This is a genomic window from uncultured Zhongshania sp., from assembly GCF_963975605.1.
Lineage (GTDB): Bacteria > Pseudomonadota > Gammaproteobacteria > Pseudomonadales > Spongiibacteraceae > Spongiibacter > Spongiibacter aquimaris.
Genome location: NZ_CAXBHN010000001.1, coordinates 1 through 23,862 on the forward strand (window position 1 = coordinate 1; position 23,862 = coordinate 23,862).

General features: G+C 49.4%; 19 protein-coding genes. 16 read left to right on the top strand and 3 right to left on the bottom strand.

Annotated elements, in window-relative coordinates; genetic code table 11:
- Nucleotides 1–587: 587 nt before the first annotated feature.
- The 8 genes from AAC007_RS00005 to AAC007_RS00040 all read left to right on the top strand — a co-directional run bounded on the left by AAC007_RS00005 (nucleotide 588) and on the right by AAC007_RS00040 (nucleotide 10,007).
- Nucleotides 588–2,171, top strand: coding sequence for a hypothetical protein (locus tag AAC007_RS00005; protein WP_296436589.1), 1,584 nt, complete (start codon nucleotides 588–590; stop codon nucleotides 2,169–2,171).
- A gap of 17 nt (nucleotides 2,172–2,188) precedes the next feature.
- The gene (locus AAC007_RS00010) at nucleotides 2,189–3,688 is read left to right on the top strand and encodes a hypothetical protein (protein ID WP_339673752.1); all 1,500 of its coding nucleotides are present in this window, start codon (nucleotides 2,189–2,191) and stop codon (nucleotides 3,686–3,688) included.
- A 331-nt stretch (nucleotides 3,689–4,019) separates the two neighbouring features.
- Nucleotides 4,020–5,888 carry an AAA family ATPase gene (locus tag AAC007_RS00015; RefSeq protein ID WP_339673754.1) on the top strand — a complete coding sequence of 623 codons (1,869 nt, stop codon included), beginning with the start codon at nucleotides 4,020–4,022 and terminating at the stop codon, nucleotides 5,886–5,888.
- A gap of 77 nt (nucleotides 5,889–5,965) precedes the next feature.
- Nucleotides 5,966–6,439 carry a hypothetical protein gene (locus AAC007_RS00020; RefSeq protein WP_339673756.1) on the top strand — a complete coding sequence of 158 codons (474 nt, stop codon included), beginning with the start codon at nucleotides 5,966–5,968 and terminating at the stop codon, nucleotides 6,437–6,439.
- 75 nt (nucleotides 6,440–6,514) lie between these two features.
- On the top strand, nucleotides 6,515–7,789 hold the full coding sequence (locus AAC007_RS00025; RefSeq protein ID WP_339673759.1) for a PIN-like domain-containing protein: 1,275 nt from the start codon (nucleotides 6,515–6,517) through the stop codon (nucleotides 7,787–7,789).
- 228 nt (nucleotides 7,790–8,017) lie between these two features.
- Nucleotides 8,018–8,590 (top strand): hypothetical protein, encoded by a 573-nt coding sequence (locus tag AAC007_RS00030; protein WP_339673761.1) that lies wholly within the window; start codon nucleotides 8,018–8,020, stop codon nucleotides 8,588–8,590.
- 86 nt (nucleotides 8,591–8,676) lie between these two features.
- On the top strand, nucleotides 8,677–9,483 hold the full coding sequence (locus AAC007_RS00035; protein WP_339673763.1) for a hypothetical protein: 807 nt from the start codon (nucleotides 8,677–8,679) through the stop codon (nucleotides 9,481–9,483).
- A gap of 68 nt (nucleotides 9,484–9,551) precedes the next feature.
- A complete protein-coding gene (locus AAC007_RS00040) occupies nucleotides 9,552–10,007 on the top strand; it encodes a hypothetical protein (RefSeq protein ID WP_339673765.1) in 456 nt (151 codons plus the stop codon).
- Nucleotides 10,008–10,280: 273 nt separating this feature from the next.
- Here the strand turns inward: AAC007_RS00040 and AAC007_RS00045 are convergent, their stop codons facing one another.
- The 3 genes from AAC007_RS00045 to AAC007_RS00055 all read right to left on the bottom strand — a co-directional run bounded on the left by AAC007_RS00045 (nucleotide 10,281) and on the right by AAC007_RS00055 (nucleotide 14,952).
- Nucleotides 10,281–11,801: a hypothetical protein gene (locus AAC007_RS00045; RefSeq protein WP_339673767.1), complete on the bottom strand. Its 1,521-nt coding sequence runs from the start codon at nucleotides 11,799–11,801 to the stop codon at nucleotides 10,281–10,283.
- Between the two features lie 10 nt (nucleotides 11,802–11,811).
- Nucleotides 11,812–13,446, bottom strand: coding sequence for a hypothetical protein (locus AAC007_RS00050; RefSeq protein ID WP_339673769.1), 1,635 nt, complete (start codon nucleotides 13,444–13,446; stop codon nucleotides 11,812–11,814).
- 294 nt (nucleotides 13,447–13,740) lie between these two features.
- A complete protein-coding gene (locus tag AAC007_RS00055) occupies nucleotides 13,741–14,952 on the bottom strand; it encodes a hypothetical protein (RefSeq protein ID WP_339673771.1) in 1,212 nt (403 codons plus the stop codon).
- A 407-nt stretch (nucleotides 14,953–15,359) separates the two neighbouring features.
- Here AAC007_RS00055 and AAC007_RS00060 point away from each other — a divergent pair, with 407 nt between their 5' ends.
- From AAC007_RS00060 to AAC007_RS00095, 8 genes are all read left to right on the top strand, one after another.
- Entirely contained in the window at nucleotides 15,360–15,875 is a 516-nt protein-coding gene (locus AAC007_RS00060) for an RDD family protein (RefSeq protein WP_339673773.1), read from the top strand.
- 555 nt (nucleotides 15,876–16,430) lie between these two features.
- A complete protein-coding gene (locus AAC007_RS00065; RefSeq protein ID WP_295875751.1) occupies nucleotides 16,431–17,306 on the top strand; it encodes a CoA-transferase in 876 nt (291 codons plus the stop codon).
- Between the two features lie 28 nt (nucleotides 17,307–17,334).
- Nucleotides 17,335–18,138 carry a ketoacid CoA transferase gene (locus tag AAC007_RS00070; RefSeq protein WP_339673780.1) on the top strand — a complete coding sequence of 268 codons (804 nt, stop codon included), beginning with the start codon at nucleotides 17,335–17,337 and terminating at the stop codon, nucleotides 18,136–18,138.
- A gap of 90 nt (nucleotides 18,139–18,228) precedes the next feature.
- Nucleotides 18,229–19,302: a nitronate monooxygenase gene (locus tag AAC007_RS00075; RefSeq protein WP_219042362.1), complete on the top strand. Its 1,074-nt coding sequence runs from the start codon at nucleotides 18,229–18,231 to the stop codon at nucleotides 19,300–19,302.
- Between the two features lie 2 nt (nucleotides 19,303–19,304).
- Nucleotides 19,305–20,057: an enoyl-CoA hydratase family protein gene (locus AAC007_RS00080; protein ID WP_295875743.1), complete on the top strand. Its 753-nt coding sequence runs from the start codon at nucleotides 19,305–19,307 to the stop codon at nucleotides 20,055–20,057.
- A gap of 70 nt (nucleotides 20,058–20,127) precedes the next feature.
- On the top strand, nucleotides 20,128–21,300 hold the full coding sequence (locus AAC007_RS00085) for an acyl-CoA dehydrogenase (protein WP_339673787.1): 1,173 nt from the start codon (nucleotides 20,128–20,130) through the stop codon (nucleotides 21,298–21,300).
- 209 nt (nucleotides 21,301–21,509) lie between these two features.
- Nucleotides 21,510–22,565, top strand: coding sequence for an acyl-CoA dehydrogenase family protein (locus AAC007_RS00090; protein ID WP_339673789.1), 1,056 nt, complete (start codon nucleotides 21,510–21,512; stop codon nucleotides 22,563–22,565).
- A 116-nt stretch (nucleotides 22,566–22,681) separates the two neighbouring features.
- Complete coding sequence (locus AAC007_RS00095; protein WP_339673791.1) at nucleotides 22,682–23,830, top strand: acetyl-CoA C-acetyltransferase; 1,149 nt, start codon at nucleotides 22,682–22,684, stop codon at nucleotides 23,828–23,830.
- Nucleotides 23,831–23,862 lie beyond the last annotated feature (32 nt).

Consider the following 23,862-nt stretch of genomic DNA (forward strand, 5'->3'; position numbering starts at 1 on the left):
GAAGTGTTACCTATCTGGTCGGGCTAATCTGTAACCTATGTGCTCGGTTTGTACCGCTCACTCTGGATCCCCGATCGGGGTCGGGGATGACGTAGTAGTGAGAGGTCGGGGATGACGTAGTGTGGCGCCGCTATCGTCAACCTGCCAACCCTCATCCTAAGACTCACCACCACCACCATTCTAAACGACCCACTACCGCCATTCTAAACGACCCACTACCGCCATACTCAACGACCCACCGTCGTCATCCTCAACTCGATTGAGGATCCAGTCGCCTCGGGCTAGATCTATACATCGAGAGCTTTGCCTTGATGAGAGATCAAACAGAATATGAGTCAGGAATGGCGTAAAGGCTTGTCTCTGAACATCGAATCTCGCGTACCCACAGGGCATGAAGGGCAGGCTCTACGCAATCGGTCATTTATGGGAATAAACTCACTCATTTACCGTTCCCTGTTGGCCACTCGCACAAGTGCGTGATCTACGCTACGCTACGGTTCGTGCGATTTTTCCTTGCCAGAGAACAATATTCCGGCTCGTGAAAAGGCCTTAAATAACATAATAATTAGAACAGGCAGTGAATTCATATGAACCCAAGACAAATCCGTCGCTTCCTTACACCCTTAATTTTGGCGATAGGCCTTGTGTGCATAGCCAGTTGTGGCGGCAGCAGCAGTGGGCCTCGGTCTGGTTCTGGTTCAAACTCCGGTGGCGGTTCAGAAATTGAAAATGACGATCTGCTCGAAACCGGTTTACAGGGTCAGGTGCCGATTGCCGACCAATTAAGTGGCCGTGCGGCGCAGGGCTATCGCAAAGGTTTACGCTTGGTCGGCGAGAATACGATTCTAGATCGCGGCGCCAACTTCTCTATGGCCTGGCTAGATGACTGCGCCTACATCACCACCACCTCGCCGGGGCAAATATTTGGGCCGGCGTCGTCTCCCTATATCGATCCACAGTTCAGTGCCCTAAACGGCATGGCGGTCATCGACGCCTCAGACCCAGAAAATCCAGAGCTAGTCGATATCTTGCAAAGCCCCGCCATGATTGCCCCGCACGAATCTATTCAGGCAAATCAGGCGCGGCGTATTATCGTTGCCACACGGGGTGGCGGCACGGCATTTGATGTCTACGAGGCGATTGATTGCCGCAAGCCTGTACTAAAAGCCTCGGTCAATATCGGCTTGGGTATCACCCTGCCGCCACTGCCAGATTTACCCGGTGGTATTGGCAGTATCGACCAAGGTCTGGCATTTATGGGTCACGCCATGTGTATCACCGACGATGGCTTTACGGCCTATGCCACCAGTTCGGCACAGAGTAATGCGGTTATCGATTTGACCGATCTAGAAGAGCCGAAGTTGATTCAGCTCTATTCTCCCGCCTCGCACGACTGCGGTTTAAATCCAGAGGGCACCCGTCTTTATCAGGCCAATTTTGGTTTTGTGTCTTTGGGTTTGGGTTTGCCTAACGGGCCAGCGGTGGGGCAAAACGGTCTTCTAATTTTAGATGTGAGTGGCTTCCAGGATCGTACCACGCCAGCATCACCGTTCCTGTTTGGCACACAACCGCCAGAGATTGGCTTTGTGGGCTGGAGTAATTTACTGGATGGCGAAGCGCCAACGGCCGGTTCGCACACCGCGCGTTGGTTCAAAAATGGCGGACGCACCTACGTTTACTCCAGCGATGAATGGCCAACCGCCGGAGTTTGTCCCTGGGCCCACAGCCGTATTATTGATATCACCGACGAAGCTAATCCGGTCAGAGTGTCGGATATTATTCTCGACGTGAATAAATTAGAGAACTGCCCACAGACTGAAATAGACGTCGCCAACTACTCTGCCCACTACGTTGGCTTTGACGATGTAAACAACGCCACCACCTTGTTTATGAGTTACTACACCGGTGGTCTGCGGGTGTGGGACATTCACGATCCCGCCAATCCCTTTGAAATTGCTTACTGGCATCCGGCACCAAACCCAAATACCCCCACGGTATTACTGTCGGAAGGCTTCGGCAGTTCAGCCGATCGCTGGGACGCCGTCGCCACCTATATTCGCTACCGACCTGAAACCGGCCATATTTGGATAGCAGGCTACAGTGCGGGTTTTCAAATCTTGGAATTCACCCCCAGTGCTGGGCCCACTGCACCTAAACCCACAGGGCTTTAAGTCGGGTAGTTGCCGCTATGTTGTGTAAGCGCAGCGGCCAAAAGACCGCCAGTACGCGGCGTCTGTATTGGCTGCTAGTAATTAGCCTAGCGGCGTTTGCAGCGCCAGCGTGGTCGCATTCCTTTGGTACGCTTTACACCTTACCTGTGCCGTTTTGGTTATACGCCTGGGGCAGTGCGGCGGCCTTGCTGCTGTCGTTTTTACTGGTGGCGTGGTTCGCCAGCGATCAACGCGCCGCGCAAGACTCGCTCCAGCCTGTGCGCGAAAAAAACCTGTTTGTCATATCTCCCATCGCGATTCTTGTTTTACGAGTAGTGAGTTTATTCGCCTTGCTGCTGTGTATCGCCACCGGTTTGTGGGGCACGGCGAATGCCTTTTTAAATTTTAATATGACCTTTTTCTGGATCATATTTGTTTTAGGCTTCGCCTACTTTAGTGCCTTGGTGGGTGATCTTTACCCGCTAGTAAACCCCTGGCAAACCATGGTGCTTTGTTTGGCGGCGGTGTTTAAAATTGATTTTTCTGGCCGCTTTCGCTGGGGTGAAAAACTAGAATATTGGCCGGCCTTGTTGCTCTATATCGGATTTATTTGGTTTGAATTATTTGGCGAAAGCGGCCCGCGAGGGCTTGCGAGTGTCTTGCTGGCTTATAGCTTGTTGAACGTCGTAGCCGCATGGTTAATCGGCAGCGAGCGCTGGTTTAAACAGGGCGAATTTTTCGCGGTTCTGTTTGCGCTGATCTCCAAAATGGCGCCAATCTCTATTCAAGCAAGGGATGAATCCCAGTCACGCCCAGCGGTGATTTTACGCATGCCGTTCTCGGGTCTTCAAATTGGCAAAGCATCCTCAATGAGTGAGCTGCTGTTTGTTTTGTTTCTATTATCGTCAACCGCATTCGACGGTTTGCACAGCACCAATATCTGGGCAACGTTCTTTTGGCAAGACATCGCCGGAATATACCGGGAATACAACGGCCAAAATATTGTGCAGGCCTATCCGGTATTAAAAGCGGCGCATGGCGTGTTCGAAACCACCGTGCTGGTGTTGTCGCCGCTGTTTTACCTTGGCGTACTGTATTTCTTTCTGGCAATCGTACGTCGGCTAACAAAGTATCACGCATCGCTATCCTCACTCGCCTTACATTTCACCTACTCACTTTTACCCATCGCCTTGGTCTACCACATCACCCATTACTACACTTTGATCAGCACCCAAGGCGTAATGATTTGGCGACTGATATCAGATCCCTTCGGCTGGTCTTGGAACTTATTCGGCAGCGCCCATTGGCGACCCGAATCAGTTATCCCCAATATGGATTGGGTGTGGCATACGCAGGTGGGTTTAATCCTTTTTGGCCACGTGCTCAGCGTGTACTTAGCCCATAAAGAAGCGCTGCCGCTATTTCCGCAGCGTCGGCAGGCAACGCTGAGTCAATTGCCCATGCTGGTGTTGATGATTATTTTTACGTGTTTTGGGCTGTGGATATTGGCGCAGCCGGTGACTGCTACTCGGTTATAGTGGGTTTGTGTCTTTGTTGAGATTAGCGGTTCCCGAGGATTAAACCCTTGTGAACAGTAGAGCCATTCTCATTAACACATTTTAGAATGACTTAACTTATTGAAAAACATAAAAAACAGGATATGATCAGGGGAAAGGAATGTTTGGTAGAAATAAAGGGAACTAGTCTTCGTTTGTCGGGCGCTCGCTAATAGCGAGGTCGATATTTCATTGAATTCCCAACGATTTTCCAATCAACGTAAAAGCCACTTCCGTGATAAGGGGGCCAAAATGATATATGGCCTGAGTCGTTATAACAAAACTGTTATACAAAACATAGAGAATCGTGAAAATGGAATTCCCCACAGAAATAACACTAAACCTCAATCAATCAAATATTCAAAATATTGGTCAGAAGTCCATAACCATTCATGGAGGTGTTACAACTCTATTGGGGCCAAACGGGTCAGGTAAGACACAGATTTTTAGAGGCTTGAAGGCATCGATAAATCAATATGCTTCTAACAAAAAAATTCGATACGTATCGGCTGGACGGCTTGGCCCTATGGAGAACTTTCGGTCCGACTATGACGGCAGACGCGGAAACCCACGATACGAACAGGCTACTTACGGCGCTAAAGATTCAATGCAGTATAGGCATGCCAATGAAACTGTAACTGGCGATTTTGCAACTTTATCAGAGCGCCCAGATATACTAATTAAAGTCCAAGAGAGATTGAGAAAATTATTTAATAGAGATGTTCGTATAGATTGGGACGGTGGAAATCTAAAAGTCTATTTTTCTAGAGTCGATGTTGAAGGAAGTGAGTATTCTTCGGCACGTGAGGCAAGTGGCCTTCTACACTTGGTGTCAATTCTAGCCGGTCTTTATGATGATGAAGTTGGCGTTGTACTAATTGATGAGCCCGAGGTGTCACTACATCCACAATTGCAGTCGTTTTTATATCAAGAAATTTCAAAAGTGGCAGGTGATCCAAGCACATCAGGAAAGAAGCTGGTGTTTTTATCAACTCACTCAACTGAGTTTATTCACCTTCAATCGGTAGACGATTTGGCATCAATTGTTTTTTGTACAGATATATATACTGATGCAGTCCAAATTGACCCAACTATTGAGGAGTTTAGAAATAGAAAGATCAAAGCGCTTTTAGCCCGAATGGGGCAAGAGCATAAGCTTGCACTCTTTTGTAATAGGCCTTTGCTCGTAGAAGGACCAAGCGATCAAATTATCTGCTCAGGGATTAGCCGAGTATTAGATTTAAATACCGAGGCCGCAGGGTCGCAAATACTTCCTGTAACAGGTAAAGGGCAAATGCCAGTTGTTACTAAGTTAATGCGATTAATTGGTAAAACACCATCGATTTTAGCTGATGCAGATGCCTTAACAGACGGTTTAGACTCAATTTCTCCGTTTATCAATCAGCCTCAAGCTGATGATATTGCCATAGCACTTGGCCATAGAAGTGCCGTTCAATTTGCGAGGGATACCTATAGAGATTTTACGCAATGTGTTGATGCAAATTGGAGCGATATTAGTGGGGAAGCGGTGAATCACCCTTATTGGGTAAACCGCGATTTGCAGAGGGACGACTCGATAGCAAAAAGGCGATCAGCTTTTTGTACTTTTATGAATGCGGATGATATATCACAAGTTGTTGTTAGTAATGAAGGCCTATGGAGCGGCTTAAAGATTAGGCTTACTTCGTTACTAGAATTACTCGGGTCATTGGGATGTTTTATATTAAAGAAAGGAACAGTTGAATCCTACTATCAACATGCCGATCAACTAACAAGTGACGAGAAACCAAATGCTGCGGCTCATGAAGTGGCGCATATGAGTGAGATGAACGAGCAGGAGTTACATGATTCATTTGGAGATATTGTAGAGGCTATAAAGTTCGCTTCTCAAGCAAAAAGCATTGATGAAGGAGCTGCTATTAGAGATATGGTTCTAGCTATTGTGGCTCCAGCTTTAGCTTCAATTACCGAAACAACCACAGAAATTGAGCTAAATACAAACTGTAGAAACCTTTTTGATAAGAAGGCGTGCTTGTTTAGGCTTTCAATAGAAAATGATAATGGTCTATTTTTAATCGTTAACTTGGCTACAAATATTTTAGATGTACGAGGGTTTCCATTACGAATAGCTGTGGGCTCAAACCCGATTTCTACTGTAAATGCACAAATGGAGCTTCAGTAAATGTATAACAAACGCATCAAAGGCGACGCTCGTACCTCGCGCGCTTTATGCGGGCGTTATGCCTTTTGGGGGTGCCCATGGATAAGCTGACTATTTCCAATCCGAGAACAGAATGGGTTCGTTCAGAGTTGCTATTGTTTATTAGTGAATGGGAAGAATGGCAGAAGCAGGTAGCGGCAATAAAAGATCATCCCTATGACAGAAATACGCACACAGATGTTTTCGCGGATGGTGAAGAAAATATGGAAAAACACGCCATACTGCAGAGGAAGACGTCTACGTTTCTAGAGAACAACTTGGTCGGGCACTGGTTCGTTGGTGGCGATTCGAGCAAAAGCTGTGATAGAACTGATCTCCGTCTAAATATCCGCGTTAAACACAGACTACGAGAACTAAGAGAAATAGAAGCGTCCCTGCCTTACGCCAAGTTAACGGATTCCTACTGGAAACAGAAAGGTAAAGAGGTCATTGATAAAATAGCCGATAAGTCTCCAGAAGTCGCTTTAGAGATCATGGCAGGCTATCTGCGAAACCCTATAGATGGCGAGTAAATGGCATAACAAGAAAATGCAGGCCGACGCGATAAAGCTGCGCGGCTGCTTTTGGCGTTCAATGATGGAGATAGTATGAAGGATTTGTTTCCTGGGCACTTTAAAGAAAGTGAGAGACGTCTCAGAGAAGTATGGGATACGTCACTGTTCGTATTTGATGCCAATATATTGCTTAATTTGTATCGATACTCAGATACGACTCGTAGTGAGTTTCTACGGATATTAGAAAAAATTAAGAGCAGAGTTTGGCTTCCACATAGAGCAGCAGATGAATATTTCAACAATCGTTTATCTGTAATCGACCAGCAAGAAAAATCATATGATGATACCACCAAATTAATTGCTTCATTAAAAAGCGATTTGGAAAATGCTCGTCAACACCCTTTTGTTAGTTCAGACACAATGAATAAAGTAGGACTAGTTTTTGATGAACTTTGTGAAGAGCTAAAAAATAATAAATCTGTACACACAGAAAGAATATCAAACGATGAAATAAAAGAAGCAATTGCATCGATTTTTGAAGGCAGAGTGGGCGCGCCTTATGAGAAAGAAAAGCTTTTAGAACTGATAACAGACGGCGAAGAAAGGTATAAACAAAAAATACCACCTGGTTTTAAAGATGGATCAAAATCTAGCGATAGTGAGGTGTTTGTTGAAAAATGCAGGAGGTATGGAGACCTTATTGTCTGGTTTCAAGTGATTGATAAAGCGATTGAGTCTGGCAAGGGCATAGTATTAGTAACTGATGACAAAAAAGAAGATTGGTGGGAAAGGTTCAAGGGCAAAACCGTTGGCCCCCGCCCAGAATTGGTTAAAGAGTTTAAAGATAAAGCAAAAAATACATTTCATATGTATCAAGCAGATCGTTTTCTCGAATTGGCTAGAGAAAACCTTGATGAAAAAGTAAGCGATGAGGTAGTTGAAGAGATTAGAGAAGTTAAGCGCCGGGATAAACTCGCTTATAGACGCATGAAAGAAATGGAATATTTAAAAAGGCGAAAACTTGAAATGAGCCATCTGTTTCAAGAATTGGAACACGGTAAGCATAGAATGATGGCTTATGAAGAAGAGCGTCATAAGCTAAATCAGCGCATGCAGGAGTTGGAATCAATGCGCAGTGATATGCGGCAGCATAGGGAACTACTGCTGGGTGGTGATATAGAAAATCCAGAGATTGAGCCGATAATGCATCATTATGCTGCGTTTTCTGAAGAATATGCGCAAGTTAGACATAACCTAGAAAACTCCTCAATGAAACAGAAAGAAATGAAAATGCATATGATGGAGTTAGAGAAGGAAGTCGCTCATCGTATGAAAATCATTGAACAAGAAAATTCAGCGGACTCGTAAACTCGCCGCTGATTTTGGCGTTGAGGCTGTAGAATTACTAGCGGGAATTTTCAAGGCCCGGCTCTGGTCGATTTTTGATTTATAAATAGGCCGATTTCTTGAAATCGGAGGAGATTAAGTTGCGTTATTTTCGGGAATTTCACGTAGGAGCGCGTAAATTTCAAAGAAATGGATTGGCTGGAGTTTTTCTACAGCCTCGTTAGATGCCCTACAGATCAGGAACGACTCATGCACTACTGCGAGTATGAAGAGCAAATTCCTTGCTTAACTAACGATTACGATAAATTTGACAGTATATGCAAGACTGAGCTAGCTACCCCAGTTTCTGCTGATGAAATAATAAACCTAAGCGGTTTTTGCATTTCACTGCATCTCGACTTGATCGAAGAGTTCCAGGACGATTTTCTTTCAATTAATGAACTTCTCATCGGATTGAAGGGTAAGTCAGGCATCTATCACTTATGGGTTGAGAAGGGCCATTGCGAAGATCATAACATCCGCTCAATGATCTGCGTCTATGTAGGAAAAGGTCTTGCCCTTAACAGGGTCAAGAAGCATATAAAAGAGAAATGGCCGGCCGAAGAGACTTTGCATCTTTCGTTCTATGAATGTGAAAACAGGATTTCCAAATACTTGGAGCAGTTATTCCTCGACACATATAACTACCATTTGAACACCTCAGAGAACCTTGGAGAAGGTACTCTATACGGCAGATGGAGTGAAGAGAGATATGATATTGGGACTGAGCTACAAAACAACGCAGATGTATACGCCCAGAAGAATCCAGAACTGGGCATTTGAATATGCAGCTAACAATCACATCAAATGCGACGCTCGTACCTCGCGCGCTTTATGTGGGCGTTATACAACATAAATAAGGATTCAGAATGGCAGGAAATGACGGAGATCAAATGAGCAACCCTGCGATACAGGTAGAAAAACTAATAAGGCAATTTGATAAAATCTTAGGTGATGCAGGAGTGGTGCCAGTTAATCAGTCGATTGCTGCATCGAAGAAAGGAAACCACGAATCAGTGTTAGATTATCTCGCGAAGACACTGGAATCAATGTCATTTGTGAAACTTCAGACAAAGTATCCTCAGGTTTTAGAGCTAATTGCTGAAATAATTGCGAATGTTGAAGAAGAGCCGTACTTTAATCATATCAACTTCCCTCCTTTGCCAAGTGTAGGGCACAGTAATACAGATGATCTCAAGGAGTTTATCAAATATGTGGCTTTTATTAGGGAGGCCATTCAGCCACTAATAGACGATGAGGTTGGTTCAAACAGAAGAAACCAATTCTTGTCTGCTATCGATAATAAGAAAAAAATACTTGATAAAGGTTTTTTCTATGAATTCACTGATGGTGATTTAAAAAGAATTCAAATAATCATTAATGAGTTAAGAGAGCAGATAGGTGAATCAGAACTATTTGAAGAAGATCATCGAAGACGTTTGCTAAGGCGCTTAGAGGCGTTGCAATCGGAAATGCATAAAAAAATGAGTGATGTAGATAGAGTTTGGGGGCTAGTAGGCGATGCAGGTATCGTGATTGGGAAATTTGGAAAAGACGCCAAGCCTTTTGTTGATAGAATCAAAGAACTATCGCAAATAGCCTGGAAGACCCAAGCAAGAGCAGAAGAGCTACCATCAAGCAGCCAGAATCCATTGCTAGAGTCAGATTCGGACTAATGTATACAAGGCGCTGCACTCGGAAAAATTACTCGCTGCGCTCCTAATTTTCCGGTGAGCGCGGCGCCATGAATTTACTAGGAATTAAAATGGGTCGATATTCACTGACAATAATATTTTTTGCGTTGATTGGTTGCGCGTCGCCAGCGATCTATGTTGACGGAACTTTAAATGAGACCAATAGCGGGGCAATATATATTTACAAGCCAAAGTACGAATTTATTGGCTTCGCAGCTGACTTACGGATTCATGTAGACGAAAACTATGTGGGGTCACTCAGAGGTGGGCGCTCTATTAGCACCAGGGTTCCGCCAGGAGAGCATCATATTGATGTTGGCGTATATACATTTGGCTCGCCGGGAGGTAGCACTGCGGAATTGTTGGTCAATATCGCTGCAGGCGAGACTGTCTATGTACGCACTTCTTCAGAGATACCGCCAGGAGGGCTTACAGAAGCAGCAGTAGGCTGGGATAAGAAGCACTTGGATGTTGTGGAGAAGAAATATTGGGAAAGCCGAGAATGATTCATATTCTGGAAAGCAATGGGGTCTTTGATTTATGATTTAAGCCTTGTTCGCTGAGGAGGAAATTCATTCGACTGTTTGTTCAAATTATCAAGGATGAGAAGAGATTGTGATGGTTAGGTCATTGAGACTTGAGCTTGCAGGCTGATACCACGTAACGATAGCTCATAAGCCTACCAAAGAACCATAAATCAAAGACCTGACCCCTTGTATTTCTTGGTTTTCTTTCAACACCAGAGTCGCCTTTGACTGGCGAAAATGCCGATTATCGCCCTAGCCACCGAGCGTGCCCGGATTCAGTGGCAGGGACAAAATCCACAAGCCCAGTGTGGTGAGTACCACCATCAATACCAGTATTGGCAGCTGACTAATAATGGCGGCGCGGCGATCCTGAAACAGTGCCATGGCCTGAACATGCGCAAGATACACACTGGCAATATGTCCCGCTACGATCACCAAAACCTGGCTGTGCCAGACGACCCCCATATCTGGCACGATATTGATGGCCATCTTCGCGGTACCGAACAGGTCCCAGCCAAAGCCAAATGGGTCTGAGGCCAGTCGTAACGTCTGTGGCCCTTGTATCTGCAGTAGGGTGTAGTAATGGGTGAAGTGGTAGGCAATCACAATGGGAAGCAGGCTATAGGCAAACCAGGTGAGCAGAGCCTTTAGCGACAGCGACGGCCGGATCAAGACCTTGGCAATAAACAGAAACAGGGCATAGATGACCAGATAAACCAACGGCGAGAGCAGCAGGGCGCCGCTTTGGTAAATCAAAAATAGTTTTCGTATCGTCGGTAGGGTGACTGGCGGGGCACTGCCATAGATGGGGAACAGTAGCATCTGGTAGAGGTTCTTCCAGAACGCACCGACCCAAAGCGCTGTTTCATGCAAGCCATCAAAGGCCGTGGAAGATAGCATAAACAGCACAAACACCAGCAGGCTCAGCGGAATCGCCTTTTGCTGAAGCAGCCCCGCAAGGGGCATTCGCAGATACGCTTTCTGGAACTTGCCGTCTGGGGCGTCAATCGCCAGCGGCGCCATTTTCGCCACCAGCCGAAGAAATACACTGAAAAATTCGCAGTATTTGAACCAGGGTTCTTTGCCGAGTAAATAAGATCCGAGCAGGCTGATCAAGGTATAGCCCAGCAATACAACGGACAATGACATGGGCGTGGAGCGGCCAAATAACTCCAGCCAGATAAAGCCCATATACAGGATCAGTGCCGGCCAATAGGCCAGTTTCTGCGGATAAGGCCAGCGCCCCTGTAGTTTTCGGCCAGCGAGTTTTTCAATCCATTCCGCTATTACCCGCAGAGGATTCAGCACCGCAAACCAGTTTCCGAACAGGGCGGTGAGGTAGGTAAAGCCCAGTACAAATACCACCCAAAACAGGGTCATGTTCAGGTTTCGGTAGGCGTTTTGCGTGCCGATAAAACCGGCAATGATGGCGAGGGCGAGCAAGAAAACAAACAGGCCGCGAAGACTACTCAGTAAGAATCCGGCTATCGCCGGGCGGGGCGTCCACCGGCGTGAAAGATAGTACTGGCGCCGGTTAATTTCAATTGACTGGGTCGAGACAAAATAGCCCACTAACACAAAGGAAATTACCAGCGCGGCGGCGGCTCCGTAAAGATAGAGCCACACCGGCACCGGCATGGTGTAGGTCTGGCCAAACGAATGGGCATAGGCGCTGTTTGCGCTGGCTAGCCACACAACGCCAAGTAGACCGACTAGATACTTGCCTGAGAACAAGTGCCAGCTTGAAAACAAGCGCTCAGTAAACGCCAGCATAGCGGCAGCGTTACTCAGCTGGTGTCGCCGCACGCCCGTTTGGATAACGAGGGTATTTGGGGTCGCTCGGCTGCGGCAGGCCCATATAGCTGACGATCTGCGGTTGCAGCTCTAGTACCCTTACGCCAGAGGCATCCGGCATATAGAGTAGGCCAGCATCGTGGTCGTAATAGGACGCGCCGGCGTGCTCCAGGCTGCCGCGATTAAAGTAGGCGACCTCTTCCGGCTCCGACGGGTTGCGAATATCGAACACACGTAAACCCGCACCACTGAGCGGATTTGGCGAAGGCAAGATGCCGTCGCCAAAGTTAATCATCGCCAGCTTGGCATTAAAGTGATCGTCAACGCTGTGGTAGGCGATGGAGGTGCCCTGGCCGGAAGCGAGTTTTTCCTGACAGAACTCCGGTTTGTTGATATCCAACTCCAGCATGGAACGGCGGATTAAGGTGTCGTCGGTCACCTCGGTGATAAAAGCCTCGAAGGCCCAGCCCAGTGAGTTGGGGCGAGGGTGCGGGGCGCAGCTTGCCTGCTGAACAAACACAAACTCATTGGAGTGCAGAATATACTCCCGGCCGTCGGCAGAACGGAACCAGTCAACGGCGTGGCCGGGACCGTCTGCCTGATCCAGTACCGTGGGTGGCTCAGTCGTCAGATCCAGAATGCGGATGGTGGTATCGCCGACATCTTCGAAGCTGCCGCCGGCATCCAGAAACCCACTCGCATCGCCGACATCTGCAGGAATCCCTTGATTTCCCGCATAGAGTCGCGTGCCATTGCCATTGTGATCAGGCCCATGAGCGAGCTGTGGAGCAGTATCCTCCGGAAGACCCAGCCCCAGGCTTGACACAATTTCGCAAAGCCCAAGCGGGCCTGCTTCCAGAATCGCGTGTATCGTGGCGAATTGTCCGGCTACCGCGCAAGACCAGTTTTTTGGCGCCCAGCTTTCCGGGTTATCAAGATCGGTAATATCGGCGGTGACGATACCAAGCGAGGCCGACACCCTGTTACCTGCATGACTGATACGAATATCGTGGGAGAGGCCCACCGGCCAGGGAAGCGAAGCCGGCCAGGCAATATCGCCCTTGTGTAACGGGTTGGCGCAGTCGCTTATATCGTAAAGACTGCTGCCCGACGCAAGTAGCGGCGGCACATCAGGGTTGTTGGTGGTAGGCGCGACCCGCAGGGTTTCCGAGGTTCCCCCCAGGCCAGAGGCAGCTGCGGTAAGCAAGGTTTTGATAAAAATCGGCGCAGTCGGATTGCTGACATCGTAGACATCAATCGGCGTGGTTTCGTTTTGCTGCAGCGGGTTGAACCCTGTGGCGGGGCGAATATACACGCAGTGGTCATAGCCCTGCACCGCGCCCGCAACCTCAAATTGATACACTGGCGACAGGCCGCAGTTATACCCTAACAGCGACCGGCCAGAGTCTTGATCCTCACGCGGAATATCCCCCTGCACGCCGGTTTCCGGCGTATCGTTGGCGCCGCAACTCGCCTGAGTCACCGGCGGCGTTTCACCACCGTTATTGCCGCCGGAGCTGCTATTGCTCTTGCAGCTATAAAGCGAGGTGGCGATGACCACCGAAATGACAATTCGGACGGAATGTTGCAACAGGTAGTGAGACAGGTGTCGAAGCGAGCGCACGGTAGCACCTCAGGATGATCAATTTTTATTATTAGTCCCGCCACTCTATGCAGACCGGCACACCGCGTCAATCAATGAGTCGCAGCTCATAGGGAAAGTTGCGAGTACAGATAATACGGAATTCCTTTGCTGAGGGGTGCCGTGTGCAGCCGAAGCAAAACACCATTCCGGCCAGCCATTCATAGCCAATGGCGCGTGTGTAATCTCCGCAAGGGGCGTCTATATGTGTTCTTATGACATTGAGTGTCAGAGCGAATGTCTTTTGGGTGGGGGCGGGCTAATTGCCGACTTACGCTAAAACACCATCCAAGCCGGATTCCGCTCATTGCCCTGTTCGCCTAAATACTGCCGTTCAACAAACTTCCCCTGAGCATCTTTTAGTGGATCGGTCTCAACTTCGGCATATACCGTGAAGGGCACATTGCTGTGCAGACCGGCTTCGCCTAAATGTATGGCCGCCTCGTATTGGCGATGGCCGCTGCTCATCGACGAGCTGCCGTAGGCGTAGTTGTAGAGTCCCCAGTCATTGATGGCGTACTTTTTCCAGCGTTCGTTGTCGTTCTTTGGTGGGTCACCCTGCCAGCGAAAAGTGGTTTGTCGAATGCTGGTGATCCCCGCACCTTTGCCGATGTGGATGCGCTCGTTGACCAGGTTTGGGCTGAGTCCGGCGTGGAAGTACACCCGCAGTTGATCGTAGCCGCCTTGGCTTTTTTCGCTCGGTGCGTCGCAGGCGATGTACAGCCATTCGCCATCGGTTTTGAAATACAGGGTAGTTTGGTTTTCTGCATCAAGGACAATCGCGGTGGCGTCCTGCCATTCTTCGCTATTGATAATGCCGTCCAAACTTATTGGTGCAGCGCTTGTTTCGATCAATGTCAGCGAGCTATTTGTCGGCGGGACGCGTTGCAGAGCGAGCAGGCTGCGGGCGGATTTGATTTTGCGTTCGATGATACTGCTGTCAAAGCGTCTGTTATTGCCTGAGCTTTTTCTATTGATGTAGCTGCTGCTGTTTAGCTTGGCTTGGTAAAGCGAATCGAAGCTATCGTCTGCACTCAGTGATTCGGTATAGCTTGCGGTATCGACATTGCCAGGCAGGGAAATTGATTTGGGGCGGCCTTGGGTTTGGGTTTCAGTCTGCTTATTTTTTTGTTGAGTGATTTGTGCTGCTTGATTGGCGACGTTTGCCGCAGTGTTATTGCCATCGTCACGAAATACAAAATAGTAAACAAGGCCAGCGAATATCAGGGTATCCACCAAGAAGAAGGTCATCAGAAAGGCTTTCTTCTTGCTCGTGGGTTTTACTGGGTCTGGCTCCGCCTGTACGCCGACGTCTTTGAAGTATCGCGGCTTCAGCGATTTTAAGCTGGAGAGCATATTTTCGATTTCGTCCTTAGCCTCAACTAAGGAGCAGCCCGTTGCTTCGCGATACATTTTAATGGCATCAAGTTTTCTGCCAGCCACCAAGGCCTTTTCGATGTCGTAGGTTTGCAAGGAGCTGAGTGGCATTGTTGGGCATCCCTAAAATTTGCACTGTTAGTGTTTTTTACTTAGCGTGCGTCAATCTAAGGCAACTCTGATTAATCAGCGCTGCCATAATGAATACAGTGTATTGTCGACCTTAAGGGCACCTCTATAAATTGATTGTAGCCTCTGCGCAACCTGAGCGGTGTCACGGCAAGGCGCCTTGCGCAGGTTAAGGCTGGTTGTCCTTTACAAGCAAGGCAACGCCGCCGTGGCACCGCTCAGGCCGCGCCCTTCGGGGCTTACGGGCATTTCCCCCAGCGGCGTTGCGCTGCTTCGACGGGCAACCAGCCCGCCTGCATCGCGCGCCTTACTGGAGAAAATGCCCGTAAGCCAGAGGCCGCAAGCAATTTATAGAGATGCCCTTAATACAAAACCAGTTTGGAGTGACTATGGAAAACACCCCGCAAGCGTCGGAACAGCAACTTGAGTATGCCGGATTTTGGGTGCGCGTGTTGGCATCGGTGATCGATACCTTTCTTTTCGGCTTGCTTATATTGCCGATTATTGCCCTTAGCTTTGGCGACGCGCAGTGGTCCAGTGTGAAAGGTGAGGGCATGCATATGTCTACCATGTCTTTCGAGACCCTGCAGGTGCCTGGCAATGTGAATGTAGTGGTGAACTATATTTTGCCCGCCATCGTGGTGCTGGTGTTCTGGATTTATAAATCCGCCACGCCGGGTAAGATGGTTTTGAGGTTGGCCATTGTTGATGCCAAAACAGGTGAAAAGCCCACGCTGAAACAGTGGCTGGTGCGCTATGTGTGCTACTACCTGTCGGCCATGGTGCTGATGCTCGGCTTTATCTGGGTTGGGCTAGATAGGCGCAAGCAGGGCTGGCACGACAAAATTGCGCGTACGGTGGTGATTAGTAATAAAAACAAAGAGCCGGTGCAGTTTGATCATTGAGGTGTGGGGCGGCGGGGCTTCTCGTTTTTGCTTTTTAAAGTCGCTTAAGTGTCATCTGTTTTTCTAGCCGTCATCCTCGACACCGATCGAGGATCCATAGGTCTCGGGCTTTGAGCGTTGGCGTATAGGTTTGGTTTTGTCGGACGTCGGGGGCGGATGCCTGACGTTAAAGGCATTCGCTGTCGCTCACTCTGGATCCCCGATCGGGGTCGGGGATGACGAGGTGTTGTGGGGTGCGTCGGTTTTAGCTGAGTATGACGGAGTGTGGTGGGCGCTTTGTCGATGTGGGCTGATGTTTTAACTTCCGACTTCCGACTCCCAGTTCCCGATCTCTCCCTCCCAACCCTTGCCATTTGGACGACGTGAAAGCCAAAAATCATTGGCTATACTGTTTGCCTACCCCAAATGGCTTAAGACATTAGTAAAATTAAGCACAAATGATGTTTTGCATAATAATTTGGTGTTATATTTACGTATACCGTAATTCCCGTGTGCTGATTACCGCTTTTTAGGGTGATTACACATAAGGCTGTTTTGAAAACCCAAGGAGCGCTCGTGAACAAGCAAATGAGTTTGCAGGAGATTGTTGGTCAGTTACGTGACGGCATGACCATTGGTATAGGTGGATGGGGGCCGCGTCGCAAGCCCATGGCTTTGATCCGCGCGATTCTGAATTCTGACCTAAAGGATTTAACCATCGTCGCCTACGGCGGTGCTGACGTTGGCATGCTGTGCGCAGCCGGCAAGGTACGCAAATTGGTGTTTGCCTTCGTGTCCTTGGATTTTATTCCCCTGGAGCCCTATTTCCGTGCGGCGCGCCAGAGCGGCAACTTAGAAGTAATGGAAATTGATGAGGGCATGATGTTGCTGGGCTTGCGCGCAGCGGCCTGGGGTTGTCCCTTCATTCCGACCAAGGTGGGTTTGGGTACTGACGTAATCAAGTTCAACCCCGATATTAAAGTGATCGACAGCCCCTACGATGACAAAGAGTGGGTCGCGATGCCGGCGCTGAAATTAGACGTGGCCTTGGTGCATGTAAATCGCGCCGATGTGCGCGGTGTGTGTCAAATCACGGCGCCAGATCACCACATGGATGATTGGTTTGTGCGCGCAGCTGACAAGACCTTCGTGACCAGCGAAGAAATTGTTGAAGCTGAGGCCTTTGCCGATCCGGCGCAGGCGCGCTTGGTGTTCTGGGAACGCAACTACACCACAGGTGTTGCACTTGTGCCGGGTGGCGCGCATCCCTCGTCATGCAGCCCAGATTACGGTTTTGATATACCGCATTTTCAGGAATACAACGCCTCTGCCAAAGAGGGTGGTTTTGCCGCTTACTTTGATAAGTACATCAAAGACAGCAGCGAGGATGAGTATCAGGCCAAAGTTGGCGGCCTAGATGCCATTCGTAAATTGCCACAACCCGTTTATTAATCGGCTAACAGGGAAAGGAGAATTGATGATGAGCACACCTGCAAGCGATTACAGTTTGGCAGAGCTAATGATTTGCGCTAACGCGGCGGCTTACGAGCACGACGGCGAAGTGCTGGTGACCGGTATTGGCGTATTGCAGCGTATTGCTGCCAGCCTTGCCATGTTGACCACCAACCCCGGCATTATGATGACCGATTCTGAGGCGTGGATATTGTCGGCGCCAAATCCGGTTGGCAAGCGTCCGGCTGACTTTGTGCAAATGAATGAAAACTGGATGGGTTTTAGTCGGATTTTCGACAACGTCTGGAGTGGCCGTCGTCACCTTACTGGCGGCCCAACTCAAATTGACCGTTTTGGTCAGGCCAATATTTCTGCCATGGGCGGCGATTACCAAAAGCCTAAAGTGCAAATGTTAGGCGTGCGTGGTTTTCCCGGTAACTCTATTTGCCACGCCAATAGTTACATGGTGCCCGCTCACGGTCCCCGCGTATTTATTGAAGGCGAGTGCGATGTTGTCTGCACCATCGGTTTTAATCCAGAGCGTCTGCCAAAAGGCTATAGCTTTGACGAAGTCGATTTGCGCTGCGTGTACACCAACTTAGGTGTGTTCGATTTCAACGGCCCTAATCACCAAATGCAGATTGTGAGCTTGCACCCCGGTGTCACAGTGGACGAGGTGGTTGCCAATACGGGTTTCGAGGTGCATGTGCCAGACACGATAGCGACGACAGCGGCGCCCACTGAAGAGCAATTAGCGGTTATTCGCCAAATCGATCCGCACAATCTGCGCAGCAAGCAGTTGAAGGATAATCCAGCGGGAGTGCGGCTGTGAGTCAGGCGTCGGAAGTCGGGTGTCTGACGATGGTGCTTCGTCCGACGTCTGACGTCAGTCCTCAAACCATGAAGCCATAGGCTGAATATCATGTCGAAGCTACTTAATACTCGAATTACCGAACTTCTCGGCTGCCGCTATCCGGTAATCCAGACCGCGATGGGCTGGGTTGCCGATCCGCAGTTGGTGGCGGGCACAGGCAATGCCGGTGGCTTTGGCTTTTTAGCCGGGGCGACGATTCCGCCTGCGCAAATGGAAGCCGATATTCTCAAAGTGAAGTCATTGACCGAGGCAAATTTTGGCGTCAATTTTCATATGTATCAGCCCAATGCTGCCGAGATTGTCGATCTGGTCATTAAGCACAAGGTGAAGGCGGTTAGTTATTCCCGTTCACCAGGCAAGGACATGGTCGCCAAGCTTAAAGATGCCGGCGTGGTCTGCATGCCGACGATTGGTTTGCCCAAGCACGCTGTTAAAGCGGTGGAAATGGGTGCCGATGCGGTTACGGTTCAGGGCGGCGAGGGTGGTGGACACACCGGCTCGGTGCCAACCACTTTGCTATTACCGCAGGTAGTTGACGCGGTTGGCGCACAGGTTCCCGTGTTGGGCGCCGGTGGTTTTAAAGATGGTCGCGGTCTGATTGCGGCCATGGCCTTTGGTGCCGATGGCATCGCGATGGGAACGCGCTTTTTATTGACCAAGGAAAGTCCCGTTCCGGAGGCGACTAAGCAGCGCTACTTAGATTGTAAAAACCCCGCCGATATTATTGTCTCGCAAGCCCTCGATGGTATTCAGCAGCGCATGATTCTAAATCGCTTTTTAGCGGAGTTAGAGCGCGCGGGAAATCTTAAAAAATTAGTGATTGCACTGCGCAATGGTTTGGCCTTCCGCAAGTTTACCGGTGCCAGTATTTTCGGTTTGCTGAAGTCGGCTATCGCCATGAGCAAAGACGGTGACCTGACGCCAGCGCAAGCCATTATGTCGGCCAACGCGCCTATGATTATTCAGAAAGCCATGGTTGATGGCCGTCCCGACGACGGCGTATTGCCATCTGGTCAAGTCGCTGGCGTGATCGATAAATTATTAAGTTGTGAAGAATTAATTAGCGGTCTGGTTGCCGAGGCCGAAGCCCAATTACAGCGTTTACAGGCGCAGGGGAAATAACCATGTCTCAGCCATTTTCTACTCGTATCGACAGCGGTATTGCCGAAGTAATTTTTAATCACCCGCCGGTGAATGCCTTTAATAGCGCTGGCTGGTTGGCGATTGCTGCCGAGTTAAATGCACTGGGTGAAAACCCCGATGTGCGCGCCATTATTATCGCCGCCGAAGGTCGTGGTTTTTGTGCCGGTGTCGACATCAAAGAACTTGCTGCCAATAGCGCAATGATCACCAAAGTAAACAAAGGCAATTACGACACCTTTAAAGCAATTCACCGCAATCCCAAGCCGGTGATTGTTGCCGTACACGGTTTTGTATTGGGCGGCGGGATTGGCATCAGCGGCGCAGCCGATGTGTTAGTCGCTTCCGAGTGCGCCACTTTTGCCGTGCCAGAAGTAGACCGCGGTGCCATGGGCGGCGGCGCGCATTTACAACGTATGTTCCCAGTCCAAAAAGTGCGTTACATGTATTTTACCGGCGAGCCAATCGATGCGCAGGAAGCCTATCGCCTGGGTGCGGTAGAGAAAGTGGTACCCCGCGAGCAGTTACTCGATACCGCCCGCGATATCGCCCGCAAAATGGCTGCGAAATCGCCACGTATGGTGCAACTGGCTAAAGAGGCATTAAACGGTATTGAAGACGGCAATTTAGAAGATAAATACCGTTGGGAGCAGGGCTTCACCCAAGAGGCCTATGCCGACCCAGATTCGCAGGAAGCCAAAGACGCGTTTGTTGAAAAGCGCGATGCGAAATTTTAAAGGGCAAGTCAGACGTCTGGCGTCAGACGCGCGCCGTAACAAAGTATAAACGCGGTAACTGGATATCAACATGCAACTTGAATATACACCCGAACAAACCGCATTCCGCGCCGAAGTTTGCGCTTGGCTTGCGGCTAACGTGCCTGCTGAACCGCTGAAGTCCTTCGATACCGAAGAAGGTTTTCAACAGCACCGCGAGTGGGAAGCGAAACTCTACGAAGGCCGTTGGGGCATGATCACCTGGCCAGAAGAAATGGGCGGTCGTGGCGCCGATCTGCTGCAGTGGCTTATTTTTGAAGAAGAGTACTACGCTGCGCGCGCTCCACTGCGGGTAAACCAAAACGGGATTTTTCTGCTCGGGCCGACCCTTATGGAATACGGCACCGACGATCAGAAGAAGCGCTTTTTAAACGGCATGGCAACAGGTAAAGATATCTGGTGTCAGGGCTGGTCTGAGCCAAATGCCGGTTCAGATATGGCGGCGATTCGCTCCACCGCAACGCTGAGTGAAGACGGTAGTCACTACGTCATTAACGGCCAAAAAACATGGTCTACCCGCGCCGTCTGGGCGGACTGGTGTTTTGGTATGTTCAGAACCGATCCAGCCTCCGAGCGCCACAAAGGTCTTACCTTTATTTTGGTGCCGCTGGAATCCGAGGGCATTACCGTTCGTCCGATTCCCCAGCTCGATGGCTTGCCCGGTTTTGCAGAAATATTTTTCGACAACGTCAAAGTACCTGTCGATTGCCGCTTAGGTGGTGAAGGCGAAGGTTGGAGTGTGGCCATGGCCACCGCCGGATTTGAGCGCGGCCTCATGCTGCGTTCACCAGCGCGTTTTCAAGAAACCGCCAAACGTCTCGTTAATTTATACAAAGCCAATCAAGAAAGTGCAGATCAAGACCCCGCCGTTCGTGATGCGGTCCTGCGTGCCTACATGGATGCAGAAGCCTATGCACTAACCACCTATCAAACCGCCTGCCGTTTAATGCAGGGCGGCAAGATTGGCGCAGAAGCCTCAACCAATAAAATATTTTGGTCAGAGCTTGATCAGCAAATGCACGGCCTGGGATTGAAAATTTTAGGCGCGCGGGCAGAGCTAGTGCCGCACGCACCCGACGCCGGTGAAGTTGGTAGCTGGTTAGATGGCTGGTTGTTCTCGCAGTCGGGGCCGATTTATGCGGGAACGAATGAGATACAAAGAAACATAATCGCCGAACGTCTATTAGGCATGCCAAGGAAATGATCTTTGAACGCAGCGATCTTTTTGCACGCTGGCTGCGTTAAAAATGTGCTCGGTTGGTCACGTATTAAATATACGCTCCCGCCCTGCGCGCATTTTTGCCTTGCCAGCGCACAAAAATCTGCGCTGCTTGGTTGGGTGGGATTTTTAGGAAATTAAAAATTATTTTAGAGATTTCGTTAGCGAGATGACGAGAGCTTGGAGAAGAACTGATGGATTTTACATTTAGCGAAGACCAGTTGTTGTTTCAGGAATCGGTAAGGGATTTTCTGGTTAATGAGATCACGCCGGAATCAATTCGTGCGGCATGGCAAACCGAGTCTGGTCGCAGTGATGCTTTGTGGCAGCAGTTTGTTGAGATGGGCCTTACTGGCATTACTGTTCCCGAGGCTCATGGTGGCTTGGGTATGAACGAGTTGGATTTTGTTCTGCTAGCGCAGGAGGCGGGCTATGTTGCTTTGGCTGAGCCGCTGGTTCATAGCGCGCTGGTTGCGGTGCCAACCATTATGGAAGTTGGCGATTCTGCCTTTGCTGAGCAGTGGCTTCCTAAAATCGCCAGCGGCGAAGCCAAGGTCGTGGTTGGTTTGGAAGTAAATAATTTAGTTGAAGATGCGCATATCGCTGATCTGTTGATTCTCGAAAAAGCCGGTGCGGTGTATGCGGTGGAAGCGGGTGCAGTTGAGCTTCGCTACAACGAGTCCATTGATTTGGGGCGCAAATTATTTGCCGTCGAATTTGATGCCGCTACTGCGCATAAATTAGCAGACGGCCAAAAGGCAAAAGACTTGCTTGTGTTTGCTCTTAATCGTGGTGCTTTAGCCGCGGCAGCACAGGCGCTTGGTGTTGCTCAGCGCATGATTGATATCTCTGTGCAATACACCACGGATCGTAAACAGTTTGGTGTTGCCATCGGCAGCTTCCAAGCGGTTAAGCATCATATGTCCAATATCGCTTACAAATTGGAATACGCCAAAACTCCGGTTTATCGCGCCGCTTATGCGCTGGCAAATAATTTATCCAGTGCCTCGCACAATGTTAGCCACGCCAAGGTAGTCGCCTGTGAAGTGGCCGATTTAGCCGCTAAAAATAGTATTCAAGTACACGGCGCCATGGGTTACACCTGGGAAGTGGATTTACATATTTTCATGAAACGCGCATGGGCGCTAAACAGCAGTTATGGCACGGCGGGTTTTCATAAGCAGCGCATTGCGGAGTTTGTGTTTAGTGATGAAGCGAAGTTAGGCGCTGGGAACACGTTTGCGGCATAGCTTATTAGTCTGATGTCAGGTGTCTGATGTCGGACGACCAACACAGCCTGAACATTTTTGAAAAAAGCACCAGACATCAGAGCTCCGAGGTCTGACCAAATTACAGAGGATTTAACATGGCAGAAGCATACATCGTAGACGCAGTTCGCAGCCCCACTGGGCGACGCAAAGGCGGTCTTGCTCATGTGCACGGCGCAGACTTGGGCGCACACGTATTGAAGGCCATCGTTGAGCGCAACGGCATTCCCGACAATGAATACGACGATGTTATTTTTGGCTGTGTAGATACGGTTGGTCCGCTAGCGGGCGACATCGCACGCAGTGCGTGGTTGGCGGCGGGGCTGTCTCAGGAAGTGCCTGGCACGACGATTGATCGTCAGTGCGGCTCATCGCAGCAGTCGGTGCATTTTGCGGCGCAGGCGATTATGTCTGGCTGTATGGATGTGGTCGTGGCGGGCGGTGTGCAGACCATGACGCAAATACCCATTTCATCGGCGATGACTCTGGCTGCGCCATTGGGATTTAGTGACCCGTTCTCTGGTTCGACGGGCTGGGTTGAGCGTTACGGTGCCGAGCCACCAACGCAGTTTAAATCTGCTCAGATGATCGCTGAGAAATGGAATTTATCGCGTAAAGACTTAGAACTGTTTTCCTATGAGTCGCATCAACGCGCATTAAAGGCAATTGCCGCGGGCCATTTCGATAAGGAAATTATTCCCTTTGGCGACGTGAAAATGGATGAAACGCCGCGTAATTCCAGCTTGGAAAAAATGGCGGAATTAGATTTTTTGTTTGGCTGCGACAAAGTAACCGCTGCTGTCTCTAGTCAAACCTGCGACGCCTCAAGTGCGGTACTGGTGGTAAGCGAGGATGCGCTCAAACGTTATAACTTAACGCCACGCGCCCGTATTCATCATATGAGTGTGCGCGCAGACGATCCAATTTGGATGCTGACCGCGCCGATTTCAGCCACCGAATATGCGCTGAAAAAAGCGGGCATGTCGCTGCAGGATATTGACCTAGTCGAAATTAACGAGGCCTTTGCCTCGGTGGTATTGGCGTGGCTAAAAGAAACCGGTTACGACCATGCCAAGACCAACGTCAACGGCGGTGCCATCGCACTCGGTCATCCGCTCGGCGCAACCGGCACTAAGTTAATGACAACACTGCTACACGAACTTGAGCGCACCGGCGGTCGCTATGGTTTGCAAACCATGTGCGAAGGCGGTGGTCAGGCGAATGTAACGATAATTGAAAGACTTTAGTCGGACGACGGACGTCTGACATCCGACCAAAT

What these genes read in the sequence shown, in the direction of transcription:
- AAC007_RS00005 (WP_296436589.1), top strand. Translation starts at nt 588, where the DNA reads ATGAACCCAAGACAAATCCGTCGCTTCCTTACACCCTTAATTTTGGCG.
- AAC007_RS00010 (WP_339673752.1), top strand. Translation starts at nt 2,189, where the DNA reads ATGTTGTGTAAGCGCAGCGGCCAAAAGACCGCCAGTACGCGGCGTCTG.
- AAC007_RS00015 (WP_339673754.1), top strand. Translation starts at nt 4,020, where the DNA reads ATGGAATTCCCCACAGAAATAACACTAAACCTCAATCAATCAAATATT.
- AAC007_RS00020 (WP_339673756.1), top strand. Translation starts at nt 5,966, where the DNA reads ATGGATAAGCTGACTATTTCCAATCCGAGAACAGAATGGGTTCGTTCA.
- AAC007_RS00025 (WP_339673759.1), top strand. Translation starts at nt 6,515, where the DNA reads ATGAAGGATTTGTTTCCTGGGCACTTTAAAGAAAGTGAGAGACGTCTC.
- AAC007_RS00030 (WP_339673761.1), top strand. Translation starts at nt 8,018, where the DNA reads ATGCACTACTGCGAGTATGAAGAGCAAATTCCTTGCTTAACTAACGAT.
- AAC007_RS00035 (WP_339673763.1), top strand. Translation starts at nt 8,677, where the DNA reads ATGGCAGGAAATGACGGAGATCAAATGAGCAACCCTGCGATACAGGTA.
- AAC007_RS00040 (WP_339673765.1), top strand. Translation starts at nt 9,552, where the DNA reads ATGAATTTACTAGGAATTAAAATGGGTCGATATTCACTGACAATAATA.
- AAC007_RS00045 (WP_339673767.1), bottom strand. Translation starts at nt 11,801, where the DNA reads ATGCTGGCGTTTACTGAGCGCTTGTTTTCAAGCTGGCACTTGTTCTCA.
- AAC007_RS00055 (WP_339673771.1), bottom strand. Translation starts at nt 14,952, where the DNA reads ATGCCACTCAGCTCCTTGCAAACCTACGACATCGAAAAGGCCTTGGTG.
- AAC007_RS00060 (WP_339673773.1), top strand. Translation starts at nt 15,360, where the DNA reads ATGGAAAACACCCCGCAAGCGTCGGAACAGCAACTTGAGTATGCCGGA.
- AAC007_RS00070 (WP_339673780.1), top strand. Translation starts at nt 17,335, where the DNA reads ATGAGCACACCTGCAAGCGATTACAGTTTGGCAGAGCTAATGATTTGC.
- AAC007_RS00075 (WP_219042362.1), top strand. Translation starts at nt 18,229, where the DNA reads ATGTCGAAGCTACTTAATACTCGAATTACCGAACTTCTCGGCTGCCGC.
- AAC007_RS00080 (WP_295875743.1), top strand. Translation starts at nt 19,305, where the DNA reads ATGTCTCAGCCATTTTCTACTCGTATCGACAGCGGTATTGCCGAAGTA.
- AAC007_RS00085 (WP_339673787.1), top strand. Translation starts at nt 20,128, where the DNA reads ATGCAACTTGAATATACACCCGAACAAACCGCATTCCGCGCCGAAGTT.
- AAC007_RS00090 (WP_339673789.1), top strand. Translation starts at nt 21,510, where the DNA reads ATGGATTTTACATTTAGCGAAGACCAGTTGTTGTTTCAGGAATCGGTA.
- AAC007_RS00095 (WP_339673791.1), top strand. Translation starts at nt 22,682, where the DNA reads ATGGCAGAAGCATACATCGTAGACGCAGTTCGCAGCCCCACTGGGCGA.